The organism is Brevibacterium sp. CSND-B09, from assembly GCF_052906525.1.
This window is the reverse complement of the sequence record NZ_JBREGI010000001.1, coordinates 337,655-353,851: the sequence shown is the minus strand read 5'-3', so window position 1 is coordinate 353,851 and position 16,197 is coordinate 337,655. Positions and strand designations below refer to the sequence as shown.

13 protein-coding genes are annotated in these 16,197 nt (G+C 64.6%); 9 read left to right on the top strand and 4 right to left on the bottom strand.

The window, feature by feature from the left end:
• Positions 1 to 101 precede the first annotated feature (101 nt).
• From ACU4IU_RS01870 to secA, 4 genes are all read left to right on the top strand, one after another.
• Positions 102 to 824: a ComF family protein gene (locus ACU4IU_RS01870; RefSeq protein ID WP_139470303.1), complete on the top strand. Its 723-nt coding sequence runs from the start codon at positions 102 to 104 to the stop codon at positions 822 to 824.
• A 66-nt stretch (positions 825 to 890) separates the two neighbouring features.
• On the top strand, positions 891 to 1,553 hold the full coding sequence (gene hpf, locus ACU4IU_RS01865) for a ribosome hibernation-promoting factor, HPF/YfiA family (protein WP_139470306.1): 663 nt from the start codon (positions 891 to 893) through the stop codon (positions 1,551 to 1,553).
• 86 nt (positions 1,554 to 1,639) lie between these two features.
• Positions 1,640 to 2,881: a winged helix-turn-helix domain-containing protein gene (locus tag ACU4IU_RS01860; protein WP_446655743.1), complete on the top strand. Its 1,242-nt coding sequence runs from the start codon at positions 1,640 to 1,642 to the stop codon at positions 2,879 to 2,881.
• Between the two features lie 54 nt (positions 2,882 to 2,935).
• Positions 2,936 to 5,626: a preprotein translocase subunit SecA gene (secA, locus tag ACU4IU_RS01855; protein WP_446655742.1), complete on the top strand. Its 2,691-nt coding sequence runs from the start codon at positions 2,936 to 2,938 to the stop codon at positions 5,624 to 5,626.
• 18 nt (positions 5,627 to 5,644) lie between these two features.
• Here secA and ACU4IU_RS01850 read toward each other — a convergent pair whose 3' ends face one another.
• Entirely contained in the window at positions 5,645 to 6,115 is a 471-nt protein-coding gene (locus tag ACU4IU_RS01850) for an Rv3235 family protein (protein WP_446655741.1), read from the bottom strand.
• Positions 6,112 to 7,014, bottom strand: coding sequence for a LysM peptidoglycan-binding domain-containing protein (locus ACU4IU_RS01845; RefSeq protein WP_446655740.1), 903 nt, complete (start codon positions 7,012 to 7,014; stop codon positions 6,112 to 6,114). Before ACU4IU_RS01845 ends, ACU4IU_RS01850 begins: the two co-directional genes overlap by 4 nt.
• Before the next feature lie 149 nt (positions 7,015 to 7,163).
• On the opposite strand from ACU4IU_RS01845, the gene ACU4IU_RS01840 reads away from it, so the two are divergent.
• Positions 7,164 to 7,679: a hypothetical protein gene (locus tag ACU4IU_RS01840; RefSeq protein ID WP_139907483.1), complete on the top strand. Its 516-nt coding sequence runs from the start codon at positions 7,164 to 7,166 to the stop codon at positions 7,677 to 7,679.
• Positions 7,680 to 7,716: 37 nt separating this feature from the next.
• On the opposite strand, the gene ACU4IU_RS01835 is transcribed toward ACU4IU_RS01840, so the two are convergent.
• Positions 7,717 to 7,938 (bottom strand): helix-turn-helix domain-containing protein, encoded by a 222-nt coding sequence (locus tag ACU4IU_RS01835; RefSeq protein ID WP_025780784.1) that lies wholly within the window; start codon positions 7,936 to 7,938, stop codon positions 7,717 to 7,719.
• 159 nt (positions 7,939 to 8,097) lie between these two features.
• Between ACU4IU_RS01835 and ACU4IU_RS01830 the strand changes: the two genes are divergently transcribed.
• Genes ACU4IU_RS01830 through ACU4IU_RS01820 form a run of 3 tightly spaced genes read left to right on the top strand, consistent with a single transcriptional unit; the run spans position 8,098 to position 10,509 of the window.
• Positions 8,098 to 8,745, top strand: coding sequence for a flagella basal body P-ring formation protein FlgA (locus ACU4IU_RS01830; RefSeq protein WP_139466784.1), 648 nt, complete (start codon positions 8,098 to 8,100; stop codon positions 8,743 to 8,745).
• Positions 8,745 to 10,022 (top strand): AAA family ATPase, encoded by a 1,278-nt coding sequence (locus ACU4IU_RS01825; RefSeq protein ID WP_446655739.1) that lies wholly within the window; start codon positions 8,745 to 8,747, stop codon positions 10,020 to 10,022. Before ACU4IU_RS01830 ends, ACU4IU_RS01825 begins: the two co-directional genes overlap by 1 nt.
• Before the next feature lie 10 nt (positions 10,023 to 10,032).
• Positions 10,033 to 10,509, top strand: coding sequence for a DUF6912 family protein (locus ACU4IU_RS01820; protein ID WP_446655738.1), 477 nt, complete (start codon positions 10,033 to 10,035; stop codon positions 10,507 to 10,509).
• Positions 10,510 to 10,528: 19 nt separating this feature from the next.
• On the opposite strand, the gene ACU4IU_RS01815 is transcribed toward ACU4IU_RS01820, so the two are convergent.
• Positions 10,529 to 10,993, bottom strand: coding sequence for a DUF2505 domain-containing protein (locus ACU4IU_RS01815; protein WP_139466790.1), 465 nt, complete (start codon positions 10,991 to 10,993; stop codon positions 10,529 to 10,531).
• Between the two features lie 141 nt (positions 10,994 to 11,134).
• On the opposite strand from ACU4IU_RS01815, the gene ACU4IU_RS01810 reads away from it, so the two are divergent.
• Positions 11,135 to 16,015, top strand: a complete 4,881-nt coding sequence (locus ACU4IU_RS01810) for an NAD-glutamate dehydrogenase (protein WP_446655737.1) — start codon at positions 11,135 to 11,137, stop codon at positions 16,013 to 16,015.
• Positions 16,016 to 16,197 lie beyond the last annotated feature (182 nt).

Sequence of the window (16,197 nt, the reverse complement as noted above, 5' to 3'; positions counted from 1 at the left end):
GCCTTTCCCTTCCCGGCTGGGCCGTCGGGCGGCGGTGCGCGGCTGTTCTGGAAAGCGGCTCATCGCCACCCCCCGATCCGGGCATGCAGTAGATTTCTCCCATGGGGCTGCTCGGGGAGTTCGGCGAACTGCTCCTGCCTCGCCGGTGTGCCGGCTGCGGGCGGGAGAACGTGTCCCTGTGCACCCGCTGCCTGCAGCTGCTCGGTGGGATCCCGCGGGCGATGGAACCGCGCTACGGCACGATTCCGGTCGTCGGGGTCTGCGAATACAACTCGCAGATCTCGAAGATGGTCGTCGGCTTCAAGGACGACGGACGCCGGGACATCCTCGATCCCTTGGCCCTGGCTCTGACCCGTTCGATCGTCGCGGCCCTCGAGCTCATCGGCTACTCGGGTGGGGCGATCCGACTGTTTCCGGCGCCCAGTTCGGATCGGGCCAGACGTCGTCGAGGCGGATCGCATACGGCCGCCCTGGCGAATCGGGCGAAGGAGCTGTCGCCGGAGCTGCCTCTGGAAGTCCACGATGTGCTCGCGGCGAAACGATCGCGTGACCAGGTTGGACTCGGGGCGATCGAGCGGGCTCAGAATGCTCAGCGGACCCAATATCTCGACCGGAGGAGAATCGCTGAGATCGCGGAAGTCCGTCCCGTGTCGGGCACCGAATCCGCGCCGACGGACCTGCTCATCGATGACTTCTCCACCACCGGCGCAACCTTGGCAGAAAGCGCACGTCTGCTAGCATCGGTGCAGATCAGGCCCGCTGTAGGAGCTGTTCTCGGTCTCGGTCGCGGGGGCACTCGATTTGTCTCTCCCTTTACTGTATAACGGTGTTTACCCATCCAAGGGCATGGGATCGGATGAATCCGACGAGCGAGTCGCTAAGGACACATCATGGACATTGTTGTCAACGGCCGTCAACTGACCATCTCCGACAGCTTTCGAGCCCACATCGAGGACAAGATCGCCAAGGTCGAGCAGCTTGCCCCTCGCGCTCAGCGTGTCGAAGTGCATGTCACTCACGAGAAGAACTCCCGCCAGCCCGAGACGAGTGAGCGGGTCGAGCTCACGGTTGTGGCGAAGGGACCGGCAATTCGGGCAGAGGCCATGGCAAGCGACAAATATGCGGCACTCGATCTGGCATGGGCGAAGCTCGTCGAACGACTGAGGCGAGCGAGAGACCGGCACAAGGTGCCCCGGTCGGGACATCACCGCAAGGAATCCACCGCCGAGGTGCTGGCGAAGATGCCGGTGGCCGAACCGATGGTTCCCGATGCGAACGCCGACGACGCGAAGTCTGCAGCGGACCACAGCGTCGACCAGACGAACGGCCGCATCAAGGCCGAAGGCGATTCGCCGGTGGTTCTGCGAGAGAAGACCTTCACCGCCTCACCCATCGGCATCGAAGAGGCGTTGAACAGAATGGAACTCGTCGGACACGACTTCTACCTGTTCATCGACGAAGAGTCGAGCAAGCCGTCCGTCGTCTATCGCCGTAAGGGCTGGAGCTACGGAGTCATCGCCCTCGACCACGACCTCGAAGAAGCCATCGACTGACCAATTACTACCTGACGGCGGCCCAGCAACCTCGCGCGAGGTTGCTGGGCCGCCGTCAGGTAGCAATTGGGGTATAGCGTTGGGGTATGCAGAGGATGACACGTGCCGCGGCCCGCAGGACGGCGATCGCGGCAACGGGACTGGACCGACCGCGACCGGTGAAGGTCACCGCCCGACACCTCAAGAAGGTCTTCGCCACCCTGGGACTGACCCAGATCGACTCAGTCGCCCGAGTCGTCCGATCCCACTATCTGCCCTTCTACTCTCGTCTGGGTCCCTACCCGCGGGAGACCCTCGACCGCCTCTTCTACTCTTCTCCGCGCATGGGCGTCGAGTACTGGGCACACGCCGCGGCCTTCGTGCCGCCGCAGACATGGAAGCACTTCGCCCGCGCCCACAGCGAATGGTGGCGCAACGACTTCGGACAGCGCCACCCGGAGACCGGGGAGGAGTTCCGAAACCTCCAGACTCGCGTCCTCACCGCCCTGACCACCCGGCCGATGACGGCACGTGAAGTCGCCGAGGTGGTCGACCACGATCTGCCGGAGATCCACCGCGGACATTGGGGCTGGAATCCCAGCCAGGTGAAAGTCGCCCTCGAAGCGCTGTTCGCCGGTGGAGTCATCAGCGCCTCGGGGCGCAACGACCACTTCGAACGCATCTATGCCCTGGCCCGTGACGTCTCACCCGAGCTGCCGCAGCTGCCACTGAATTACGGGCCGCCGGAGGATCCTCGGCTGGGGCTGGACCCGAATGCGGAGCTTCCACGCGGAATATCCGGGGTCGAGAACAATGTCTTCGAACTCACCCGGATCGCGGCACGTGCCCTGGGCATCTCCCGGCCCGAGGACATCGCCGACTACTTTCGGCAGCGGCGGGCACCGACCGACGCTGCCATCACCGAACTCATCGCCTCAGGCGAGCTGCGCGAAGTCGACGTGGAAGGTGTACCCGCCTTGAAATGGCATGAGGCTCGGACCCCGCGCACCGTGAACTCTCGAGCGCTGCTGGCGCCGTTCGACCCTTTGGTCTTCTACCGGCCGCGCATCGAATGGCTCTTCGACTTCCACTACCGCATCGAGATCTACACCCCGGCGGCCAAGCGTGTGCACGGCTACTACGTCACTCCGTTCCTCCTCGGTGATCGCCTCGTCGGGCGAGTCGACCTGCACAGGGATCGGGCGGCGGGCATCCTGCGTGCTCACCAGGTGACATGGGAGCCGGGGGAGGAGCACAGCACCGAGCTGACGGACGAGCTCATGACGATGGCTGCGTGGCTGGGCCTGACCGCCGTGGACCTCGAAGGTACTCACCTGCCATTAAGCTAGGGGCTATACAGTCGTTCGAGTCGTTGTCCGGCAGACATGCCGATTAGGAGAAAAGTGGCTAATTTCCTCGAGAAGCTTCTGCGCACAGGTGAAGGCAGAACTCTGAAGAAGCTCCGCCGATACACGGATGCCATCAATCAGCTGTCCGATGAGTTCAGCGAGATGACGGACACCGAACTGCGGGAGGAAACCGGCCGGTTCAAGGAGCGCTACAAGGACGGCGAGAGCCTCGACTCCCTGCTTCCCGAAGCCTTCGCCACCGTTCGCGAGGCATCGAGCCGGACCCTGGGTCTGCGGCACTTCGACGTCCAGCTCATGGGCGGCGCCGCCCTGCATCTGGGCAACATCGCCGAGATGAAGACCGGTGAGGGCAAGACTCTCGTCGCCACGGCCCCGGCCTACCTCAACGCGCTCACCGGCGATCCGGTCCACATCATCACGGTCAACGACTACCTGGCTACCTACCAGTCCGAACTGATGGGCCGCGTATTCCGCTTTCTCGGCATGGAGACCGGCTGCATCCAGGCGAATATGCCCTCGGACCTGCGCCGCAAGCAGTACGCCGCAGACATCACATACGGCACGAACAACGAGTTCGGCTTCGACTACCTGCGCGACAACATGGCCTGGTCCGCGGACGAGCTCGTCCAGCGCGGTCATGCCTTCGCCATCGTCGACGAGGTCGACTCGATCCTCATCGACGAGGCGCGCACCCCGCTCATCATCTCGGGTCCTGCCGAAGGCGATGCGAACCGCTGGTACGGCGAATTCGCCAAGGTCGTCAAGCGCCTGAAGACCGATCGCGACTACGAAGTCGATGAGAAGAAGCGCACCGTCGGCGTCCTCGAACCCGGAATCGAACGCGTCGAGGACTACCTGGGCATCGGCAACCTGTACGATGCGGAGAATACCCCGCTCATCAGCTTCCTCAACAACGCCATCCGCGCCAAGGAGCTGTTCAAGAAGGACAAGGACTACGTCGTCCTCGACGGCGAAGTCCTCATCGTCGACGAGCACACGGGGCGTGTGCTCAAGGGCCGCCGCTACAACGAGGGCCTGCACCAGGCCATCGAGGCGAAGGAAGGGGTGAAGGTTCAGGCAGAGAACCAGACCCTGGCGACGATCACTCTGCAGAACTTCTTCCGCCTCTACGAAAAGCTCTCGGGAATGACCGGTACGGCCGAGACCGAAGCCGCGGAATTCATGTCGACCTACAAGCTCGGTGTCGTCCCGATTCCGACGAACAAGCCGATGCAGCGTGTCGACCAGTCCGACTTCGTCTATAAGAACGAGGTCGCGAAGTTCGACGCCGTCGTCGACGATATCGTCGAACGACACGAGACCGGACAGCCCGTCCTCGTCGGCACGACAAGCGTCGAGAAGAGCGAATACCTGTCGAAGCATCTGGCCAAACGCGGCGTCAAGCATGAGGTCCTCAACGCGAAGAACCACGCCCGTGAGGCGTCGATCGTGGCGATGGCCGGACGCAAGAGCGCCGTCACTGTGGCCACGAACATGGCCGGACGCGGTACCGACATCATGCTCGGCGGAAACGCCGAGTTTCTCGCGGTCGCGGAAATGGAACGTCGAGGCCTCGACCCTGCCGAGAACGAGGATCAGTACGAGTCCGAATGGCCGGAGGTGCTCAAGGCCGCCGAAGACAAGGTCAAGGAAGAGGCCGAAGAGGTCGTCGAGCTCGGAGGACTCTATGTGCTCGGCACCGAACGCCACGAATCCCGTCGCATCGACAATCAGCTGCGCGGACGCTCCGGCCGCCAGGGAGACCCCGGCGAATCCCGGTTCTACCTGTCTTTGACCGATGATCTCATGCGGCTCTTCGGTTCGGGGGCTGCCGAACGGATCATGGCCACAGCGAACGTGCCCGATGATGTGCCGCTGGAATCGAAGATGGTCTCCCGTGCCATCCTCTCGGCCCAGTCGCAGATCGAGCAGCGCAATGCCGAGCAGCGCAAGAACGTGCTCAAATACGATGATGTGCTCAACCGTCAGCGCACTGTGATCTACGATGAACGCCGCCGTGTGCTCGACGGCGCCGACCTCGAAGATCAGGTCGCGAACTTCCGTGAAGAGGTCATCGACGCCTATGTCGCCCAGGCGACGACGGGACCGGTCGAGGAATGGCAGGTCGACGAGCTCTTCGAGGCTCTCGGAAAGATCTACTCACCGTCGATCACCCCCGACGACCTCGCCGAGGAACTCGGTGGCCTCGGCAACCTGACGAAGAACCGCCTCAATCAGGAGATCCAGTCCGACATCGCACTGTTCTACTCCCAGCGCGAAGAGGAACTCGGAGAGGGTGCCACCCGCGAACTCGAACGCCGCGTGGTGCTCTCTGTCATCGACAAGCGCTGGCGTGAGCACCTCTACGAGATGGACTACCTCAAGAACGGCATCGGACTGCGGGCGATGGCCCAGCGTGATCCGCTGGTGGAATACCAGCGTGAGGGCTTCGAGATGTTCACTACCATGCAGGACGGGATCAAGGAGGACGTCGTTCGCCTGACCAATACTCTGCAGGTTCAGGTGACCTCATCGGCCGGTTCCGATGGTGACGAACCCGAGGTCGAGGTCGACGCTGAGGAGCTGCGTCACAAGACTCCCAAGATGCAGCTGTCGGCGCCGTCCGAGGGTGGTTCCGCCTCGGTTTCCGAATCCGAAGACGAAGACGAGCCGGCTCCGGTCAATCGCGCCGAACGTCGCGCGAAGAAGAAGGCCAAGAGCTGACTCCGAGCCGACAGCGGCTCACATCGTCTGCAGCGCAGTCAGCGTCCACCGGGTAGTGAGCAGTTCCAAGCGGACTGCCACCGCCCGGACGCGATTTGCGGCGGCGACGATGACTGTGACCTCGGCGATCTCGGGGCTGATCTGGCAGACGTGCGCGGTTCCCGGCCTCACCGTCCGTGTTCCGGGCACGGTCGCCCTGTGGGGTGCCACCTCGGCGCGCAGCTGACAGCGGTGGTCGATCTTCGCCAGCAGCTCCGGTTGGACCCATCGGGCGATCGTCTCGCTGCGTCTGACGCCGGAGAGGACTTCGAGGCAGGCTACCGCCAACGAGGTGGCCGTGGCCGCGATCCGCGCCCGGTCGTCCGCGATTTCCAGGCCCCGGACCTGCCCGCTGACCCGGCGATTATGCGATTCCGTGGACGACGCTGCGACCTCTCGCCGAGGCGGTGCCGACGCCTGCGGCCGAGTGAGGGTGAGTGGGGCGGTCATTTCTGAATCTCCAATCTCTGACCTGCGATGATGAGGCTCGGATCGGGTCCGATGGTGTCCTCATTGGCGGCATAGACGTGCGCGACGAGCTGGGGGATCTCTTCTGGGGTCTCGGCCAGATCGGCAGCTATCGACCACAGGCTCTCCCCTTGAGCCACAACATGTGTGGCGGTTCCAGGATCCGCGGGCTCGGCGGCAGAGTCACTGTCGCCTGGCTCATTCGGCTCCCTGCTGTGGTCGGATTCGCCTGACTGGTCGGATTCGCCGGGCCCCTCCGTCGGCCCCTCCGACGGCCGGTCGGTCGGTGGTGCAGAAGGCGCTCTGTCTGCGGGCGGATCTGTGGGCCACCCGGGATCGGGCGGGCGGACTCGGTCGGGTGGCTCGGATTCCTTACGCGGCTTGGAACCGTCTGTCGGCTGCTCATCCTGAGACCGTCCCGCATCGTTCGTGGGGTCCGCAGAGCTCTGATCATCGTCGATCGTCGGCCAGCCGGGATCGGCAGGGGCGGACGGAGCATGCGCAGACGGCGCAGCGACGGAAGGAGCCTGTGCGGACGATGCGGGGTCAGGGCCGGGACCAGCGAGCGGTGCTGCTTGAGCGGAGTGGACCACGAGGCCAGCAGAGACGATGGCAAGAACACTCGACGCGAGTATCCGGGGCATTGCCTTGACGACCAATCCGGCAAGCGCCGACCGGAAACGGCCGGTGGGAAGGACCTGCAGCAGCAGGGCCAGCAGAGAGATGAGTCCGATCCGTGCGAACAAGAGCGATCCGGTGCCGATGATGACGATGACGACGACGTCGCTGGTCGTCCACGGCTGAGGAAGCCGCTCCCACGCAGCGGCGAACGAACCGAGCAGGACCAGCCACGAACTCGCACATGCGATCAAGAGATACATCTAGACATCCTCCATTGGATATTGAACATAATGATGCCGTTAGATGTTATTTGGTGTCAATGGGTCAGCTCTAACTACATGACTGTAGTTCGGTGCGTCTTCATTTCAAGTCTTGAAAGTGGACTACAGCTGGGGCAGGCTTGGCGATTATGGACGATCGGATCGATGCACTCCTGGCGGATATCGAAGCCGCCGACGCGGCGGCGCAGGCGCACGTCAGGAGAGGCGAATTCGGTGACGAGGTGGCCGGTCAGGCGGCCGAGAGGACTCTGCTCGAACGGATGCGCGGGGCGCTGGGATCGACGGTGCAGGTGACGATGCCGGATCGGGATATCACGGGGACGGCGTGCTTCCTCGGTCGGAACATCATCGTCCTCGCCGGAGTCGAAGTCTCCGTCATTGCAATCAGGGCTGTCCGCGGATTCAGGCTGACCACGAGAGTGCATCGATTCGACGCTGGCGGGCTGGAGAGATTGGGCCTGGGATCGGCGCTGCGCCGCTGGTCAGCCGCCTATGAAGAGGTGTCGATCGATGTCGCGGACCGTGCGGGCAGCATTCGGGGGCGATGCGCGCTCGTTGCTTCCGACTATGTCGAAATCGCTGGCAGGATCATTCCCTTCGCGGCGATCAACGCCGTCCACGCCCGGACGAATCCCTTCGGATGACTCGTCCATGATGGAGATCAGAGCCGAAGCGAGTGGGTCAGTCCTCGATAGAACCGGTCTTGATCTGGTACTCGGTGCGCTCGTACATGCGCTGGATATACGCTTCGATCTCGGACTTCTCGACCCGCCACTGGCCGCGCCCTCCGACCTTGATGGCGCGGAGATCGCCGGAGCGGACCAGGGCCCGAGCCTGTGCGATCGAGACATTGAGCAGCTCGGCCACATCGGTCAGCGGCAGGAAGCGACTTTCGACGGCCATGAGGTGTCTTCTCCCATTCCAAATGTCCATCTGCCACCAGATGTCCATCTGCTTGTTGGTGCATTTGGCCAAAAACCTTGCTTTGGCATCATTTGATGCCCAATATTATCACTGAGAAGCAGTTTCTGTCAGCGAAACTTCTGCGAATCTGGAGATGCAATGGAGCTCTCGAAAAGAATCCGACGACCCCGCTGGACCGATGCGCGCCTCCTCGTCGGTGCGATGCTCGTCGTCCTCGCGGTCGTCGGAACCTACCTGCTCGTCACCTCGGCGAACTCGACCACCCGGGTCTGGGCGAGCGCACGCGCACTCGTCCCCGGTGAGATCCTCGAACCGGCCGACCTCACAGTGGCCGAGGTCAATCTCGCCGATCTCGGCAGGAAGTATCTCTCTGCCGATTCCGAGCTGCCGACGAACACGAGCGTTCGCAGCGTCGTGGCGGCAGGTGAACTGCTGGCTGCCTCGGCGGTGGCGCCAGTGTCAGAACTCGAGGGGCGAGTCGTAGCCATCGACATCGCCGGCTCGGTCCCGAGCGTCGTCGACTCGGGCAGCCTCGTCGACGTCTGGGCCCAGCCGGAGCAGAACGGGCTCGACGATGACGGCACACCGCCGGAGCAGATCGTCGATTCGGCCCCGGTCGCTCATATCAATCGAGACGTCGGCAGCTTCGGGGCAGGTGACGGCGCCCGCATCGAAGTGTTCGTCGGCTCAGTGGACCTGCCCGGCGTGCTTGCCGCACTCGACGGACGCAGTGTGCTCTCCGTGGTCGGTGCCCCGTCCGTTCCTGCCGATGAAAGCGAGCAGTGATGACACAGGTCCTGCTGGCGGTCGACTTCGAACACGACCTCATCCTCTTCGAGCTGCTCAGCGAGATCGACGACGTCACGATCGTCGCCCGCCCCGCCGACGAGGTGGAGCTGCTGGCGCACTGCCGCACCGGCGGAGCCGATGTCGTCATCATCGGCCGCTACTTTCCCGGCCTCGACGCGGAGGTGGTTGCCGCGATCACGGCCGCCGGCGCGAAGGTGCTCGGATTCGGCGACGACGCGCACGCCCTCGAAGCAGTCGGCATCAGCGCCGTCGTCGCAACGGACGCCGACGCGACGACGATGGCCGCGGCGATCGACGACCTCCGTGCCTCCACTGTGGTCCCGCCGCGCCCGATATCGCCGCCGGGGCCGGTCGGAGGAGCGGGAATGATCATCACGGTCTGGGGGACCGGTTCGTCGCCCGGACGCACTCTCACTGCCGTCAACCTCGCTGATCAGGCCTCTCGTCAGGGCAAGCGCAGCGTCGTCGTCGACGCTGACACGGTCTCCGGCATGGTCGCGTCCACCCTCGGGCTGACAGAGGAATCTTCGCATCTGGCCAGCCTCTGCCGGTCGCAGTCGGACCCGGTCGGGCGCTTCGGCGCGCATGCGGTGCCGCATGCATCGATCCGTGAGAGCTTCCATGCGGTGACCGGGCTGACTCGGCCCGAGAGGTGGCCGGAGATCCGTGCCTCCGTCCTCGAGTCTGTGCTCAAACGCCTGGCCAAGGTCTACGATGTCGTCATCGTCGACGTCAGCGACCGCATCGATCCCGATGACGACCTCGCCGACCCCTTCTACGATCGACACTGCGCCACCCGTGCCGCGCTCGAGGCCGCCGATATCGTGCTCGTCCTCGCAGCAGGGGAGCCGATCGGCCTGCAGCGACTGGTCAAACTCCTCGGCACACCACGGGCCGAGGCGGTGCGCGAGAAGATGCGGCTGGTGATCACGAAGGTGCGCCCGAGTGCGGTCGGCCATCCCGCTGAGACGCGGATCAGTGAAGTCCTCGACCGATTCGTCCGGATCACTCCGGACTTCATTCTCAGAGATGACCGGCCCACGGCCGATGCGGCGATGCTCGCCGGCCACACCCTGCACGAGCAGAATCCCCGGTCCGTCCTCGTCGGGGACCTCGCGGCGATGATCGACGAGCTGCTGCCGGGTCGCCGCCGTTCCCGCAGATCCGTCGGAGGCCGTGACCGTCGCGGCGCCGGCCGCCGGGGACGCCCGCAGAAAGTCAGGGTGAGCCAGGGGAGCGGACCACAGGACTAGGATGAGGGGCATGGCCATTCGCTGCTACATTCCCACCACCCTGACCGCGTTGCGTTCGACGCTGACCGACGTCCGCGCCGTCGCCCCCGACGCTCAGGGGCGCCGTCTGCGCGGTGAGGAGTTCGAATCCGCTGAATTCGACGCCATGTGCATTGCCGCGGCACTGGCCGCGAACGCAGTGTTCGCTCCTGCTGAAGCCGAGACCGGCACCGAGGCGGCTCCCGAGCGGCGTGTCATCGTGGCCTATGACGCCCCAGAGTCCAGCCCGGCCGCGCCGCTGACCGAAGGCTTCGAGCTCATCACCCTTGCCGATGTCGAGATGGTCCGGATTGCGAGCTTCCACCTCGACGAGGACGCCGTCTGGGATGAGGCGGTGCAGCTGGCCGAGGACGCGGACTCCAGTGCAGCCGAGGACCACCTCGGCGCTTCCGATCTGATGTGGTACGACTCTTCCGAACTGGAGCAGCTGCTCGGCGACCAGGCCTGAACCGACGCTGACCCCGGGATCAGGCGGATTCGAAGCGGCGCAGCCGGTCGCTCAGGCGCTTCTCCAGGATCGGGACCACAGCCTGTTCGATCATTGCGCCGAACATCGGGATCGACGAGCTGATCTCGGCATGAGCGGCCAGCTTCGTCACTGACTCGGCCTCGCGCAGTTCGAGGACCGCATCGATCTCGACGGGGACGCCTGCGGCGCGTGCGGACATGCGGATCTCGGCATCATCACCGAGGACATCCCCGGGAATCATGTACACCTCGACCAGCACGGTGTTGTCGGGAAGCCGAGAGGCCAGAGCCGATGGAAGCTCGGCCTTGGGCATCGGGGTCCGCACGGTCATCTCCGTGTCGGGGTCGATGTATTCGGCACTGGCCTCGGAACCGAGCTTCTCCCACACGCCGGGGTCGGCGAGTTTGGCCAAGAATGTCGACAGATCAACCGAATATTCATGATTGAGAGTCAGAGATCGCATAGCTCCAGTTTGCCAGCGAATGAACGGTACTTCACCGTAGGCCGCTCGGCGTGCCTTTCTCGATATTTGGGCATAGTGTGGGGAATGACGATTCGGCGTCGAATCGCGTGACGAATGCTCGTTGATCATAGAGGTGAAACAGTGACTCAGGTCTCAATTTCGAACGTTGCAGAAGAGTGGAGAAAGCAGAGGGGGCAATCGGCTCCCGACAACTTCCTCGATGCGTACTATCCGCGGTTCGAAACAGGGGCGACCGATCCCGAGGCCTACGCGGCCGCGGCGGCCCGTCACTTCGCGCTCGGCACCGAATACGACGGTGAGCGTCCGGCGATCGCGATCTACAATCCGAGCGTCGACTCGCCGGAATTCAGCGACAACCACACGGTCATCGCCATCGTGCTCGCCGATATGCCCCATCTCGTGTCCTCGATCGTCAGCGACCTCGCTGCCAACGGCAGGGCGATCCGCCGCGTGCACCACCCGATCATCACAGTCACCGGCAACGGCCCGGACGAGAAGATCCTCTCCCCGGCAGAGGCCCCCGCGCTCAGTGCGGACACGGCGAGCATTCCGACGGTCTCCGAAGATCCTGCCGACAGCGAAGACGGCGCCCCACAGCAGCAGTCCTGGATCCGCCTCGAGATCGACCGCATCTCCGAGAGCGACTTCGATGCACTCGAAGAGCGGCTGCGCGGGGTCCTCGACTACGTGGCCGCGGCAGCGCGCGATGCCCAGGCGATGGCCGCGAAGGCCAAAGACATCGCCGCCGAGCTGAGCGCACACGCGCCGCGCCCGGAGCTGGCCTCAGAAGCCGAATCCGCCGCCGCCCTGCTCACCTGGCTCGACGGACACTTCACCTTCCTCGGCTACCGCGAATACGACTACACCCACGACGCCGAACACAGCAGCCTCGAACCGATCGAGGACACCTCGATGGGCATCTCCGCCCTGCGCCCCCTCGTGAAGTCACCGCTCAGCCGGGCGGTCGCCGACAAAGCGCTCGAGCCGCATGTGCTGGTCCTGACGAAGGCGAACTCCCGCTCCCGCGTCATCCGATCCTCGTTCATGGACTACATCGGCGTGAAGACCTTCGATGCCGACGGTGAGATCGTCGGCGAGCGGCGCTTCGTCGGAGTGTTCAAACCCGAGTTCTACAACGACAGCGTCCTCAACATCCCGGTCATCGACAGGAAGGTCGCGAAGATCCTCTCGGCCAGCGGATTCCCCACCGGATCCCACTCGGCCAATGAACTTCTCGGCGTCCTTGAGAACTATCCCCGCGAGGACCTGCTCCACGAGGGCACCGAGGAGATCTATGACGTCGTCATGGAGATCGTCGACATGCAGGAGCGTCGTGAGTCCCGCGTGTTCGTCCGCACCGACCCCTACCAGCGCTTCGTCTCCGTCATCCTCTACCTCCCGCGCGACCTCTACAACACCGACGCTCGAGTGCGCGTGCAGGAAGTGCTGCGCAAGTTCTACAACGCCGACAGCGTCGACTTCGATGTGCTGCTGAGTGAATCCGCGCTGGCCCGCATCCACTTCGTGGCCCGCGTCGCCCGTGACTGCGAACTGCCGCAGATCGGCGCCGACGAGGTCGAGGCACGCATCGTCGGGGCCGTTCGCTCCTGGTCCGAAGACGTACACGCGTTCCTCGTCCCCGCCGAGACCGGCGACTCCGGCGCCTCGCATGCCCGGGCCGACCTGTGGTCGAAGGCGTTCCCTCCCAGCTACGGCGAGCACCACACCCCCGCCGAGGCGGTCGCCGATGTCGGTCGGTTCGAAGCCCTCGACGCCGGTCACGGTCCGGCGGTGCGCCTCTACCGTCCCGAACAGAACACCGACGCCTCTGTGCGCCTCGTCCTCTATCGTCGTGACCGGGTCAGCCTGTCCGAGGTCCTGCCCTTCCTCACGGCCTTCGGCGCCGACGTCGTCGACGAACGACCCCACGAACTCGACCTCGCCGACGGTTCCCATCGTTACATCTACGACTTCGGACTCAGCTTCTCCGAAGAGCTGGCCGATGATGACTACGACCGCATCGCCGAGGCCTTCATGGCCGGCTGGGACGGCAAGAAGGAAGCTGGGGTCTTCGACCGCCTCGTCGTCGCCGGACTCTCCTGGCAGCATGTGACGATCATCCGCGCACTGGGCAAGTACCTGCGCCAGGCGGGATTCACCTATTCCGACGCCTATGTCGGTGAGGTCTACAGCGACAACCCGCAGATCTCGAAGCTGCTCGTCGACTACTTCTCCGCCAAGTTCGATCCCGACGTCGACGACGCCGGACGCGAAGCGACGATGACCGAGATCGACGACGCGATCGAAGCCGCCCTCAGCGAAGTGGCCAGCCTCGACGCCGACCGTGTGCTGCGCTCCTCGCTGGAACTGCTGCGGGCGACCCTGCGCACGAACTACTACATCGACGAATCCGGTGCTCTGCCCACCGCCCTGGTGCTCAAGATCCGGCCCGACGAGCTCAGCTTCGTGCCGAAGCCGAAGCCGGCTCTGGAGATGTGGGTGTATTCCCCGCAGGTCGAGGGCGTGCACCTGCGTTTCGGCACCGTCGCCCGCGGAGGGCTACGGTGGTCGGATCGTCGCGATGACTTCCGCACCGAGGTCCTCGGTCTCGTCAAGGCCCAGATGGTCAAGAACGCGCTCATCGTGCCCACCGGGGCGAAGGGCGGCTTCTTCCCCAAGCAGCTGCCGCCGATGAGCGATCGGGACGCGTGGACGGCCGCCGGTCAGGCCGCCTACGAGGTGTTCATCGAAAGCATGCTCGAGGTTGCGGACAACCTCACCTACGGCAGCGACGACTCCAGCGTCGTCGTCCACCCCGACCGTGTCGTCCGCCACGATGGAGACGACTACTATCTCGTCGTCGCCGCCGACAAGGGCACGGCACGGTTCTCCGATGTGGCCAACGCGATCGCCGAACGCCGCGGATTCTGGCTCGGCGACGCCTTCGCATCCGGCGGATCGGTCGGCTACGACCACAAGGCGATGGCCATCACCTCCCGGGGCGCGTGGAAATCCGTCGAACGCCACTTCCGCGAACTCGGACTCAACACCGCCGCCGAGGACTTCACCGTCGTGGGCATCGGCGATATGAGCGGTGACGTCTTCGGCAACGGCATGCTGCGCAGCGAGCACATCCGCCTCGTCGCGGCATTCGACCACCGGGACATCTTCCTCGATCCGAACCCCGACGCCGCCCGCAGCTTCGTCGAACGCCAACGCCTCTTCGACCTGCCGCGTTCGAGCTGGCAGGACTACGACAGGGACCTCATCTCCTCAGGAGGCGGAGTCTTCTCCCGGTCGGCGAAGTCGATCGACCTCAGCCCCGAAGCCGCCTCGGTGCTCGGAGTCGAACCCGGAAAGCGCAGCCCCGCCGACCTCATGTCGGAGATCCTCAAGGCACCGGTCGACCTCGTCTACAACGGCGGTATCGGCACCTATATCAAGGCCTCGAGCGAGAGCCACGCCGACGTCGGCGATAAGTCCAACGATGCCATCCGCATCGACGGCGCCGATGTGCGGGCGCGGGTGATCGGCGAGGGCGGCAATCTCGGTGTGACACAGCTGGGACGTGTCGAGGCCGCCCTGGGCGGCGTCGAGGTCAACACCGACGCCGTCGACAACTCGGCCGGCGTCGACAGCTCCGACCACGAGGTCAACATCAAGCTGCTCCTGCGTACGCTCTTGCACAAGGGAGCCTTCGCCGCGGAAGAACGGGAGGCGGTCCTGCACTCGTTCACCGACCAGGTCGCCGACCGGGTGCTGGCGAACAACTACTCGCAGAACGTCGTCCTCGGCGAGGCTCGGGCCCAGACCGAATCGATGTCGGGCACCTATGGCCGGCTGCTGGGCTATCTGGAGAAGAACGCCGATCTCGACCGGGCGGTCGAATTCCTGCCCAACGCCGATGAGCTCGCCAAACGCGAGTTCAGCTACTACGTGTCGCCTGAACTGGCCGTGCTGCTGGCCTATGTGAAGATGCACGCCGCCGATGAGGTCCTTGCCAGCACCGTGCCGGATGAGACGTGGATGCGGCGCGAACTCGTGTCCTACTTCCCGGATGCTCTGCAGGAGAAATACGGCGAACTCATCCCCGAACACCCGCTGCACCGGGAGATCGCGACGGCGAAGCTCGTCAACCGGCTCGTCGACCGCGGCGGACTGACCTACATCTACCGGATGTTGGAAGAGACGCCGGCGTCGGTGCCGCAGATCGCACGCGTGTTCGTCGTGGTCTCGGAGATCTTCGGACTCGATGACTTCTTCGACGCAGTGTGCGCACTCGACAACCAGGTGCCGACCGAGGTGCAGGTGAAACTCCAGCACGACTATGTGCGTGTCCTCGATCGTTCCTCGCGCTGGCTCGTGCAGCAGGCGCCGGACAGCCTCGACGTCGATTCCGGCATCGAGATGTACGGCAAGGTCGTCGAAGCACTGCGCTCCCGGGTCCCGGACCTCGTCGACGGCTACGATGCCGAGACCATGCAGGCGAAGGCGCAGAGCTACATCGACGAAGGCGTGCCGAGCGAACTCGCGTGGCGCTCCGCCGCCCTGCTCGACGAGTTCGTGCTGCTCGACATCACCCAGCTGGCAGCTCGGGCGAACGAATCCGCCGAGGATGTCGCAGAGGTCTACTACGCCGTGAACGAACGCTTCTCCGGTTCGCAGATCCTCACCCTCATCGGAGAGCTCGATCGCAGCGACCGGTGGTCTGCGCTGGCCCGCGGATCCATGCGTGACGACTACTACGCCGCGATCCTGTCGGTGACCGGCACGGTTCTGGCCGCCACGGATTCGCCGATCTCCGGAACCCCGGACGAACGGGCGAAGCAGCGCCTGGCCGAATGGCTCGAACGCAACGAGACTGTCGTGGGGCGGGTGCTGGAGACGACGGAGACGATCCTCGGTCTCGATTCCGTCACCCAGGCGCCGCTGTCTGTGCTGCTGCGCTCACTGCGGTCGATGGTCCGCTCCTCGGCCTGGGAGAGCGAACACAACGGCTGAGGCCGATTGCGGTCGCGGTCGACACCATGGTCGGCCGCGATCGGCAGTGCGTCCGCGACCGGCCGGACACTCCTGATCGGTTCGACAGCGGTGACCGGCAGGGCGACCACGATCGGCAGGTCAGTTGGGATCGTGCGGACACAGTCGCCTCGGTGGGTCCGAACACCGACCGATTAAGTGGT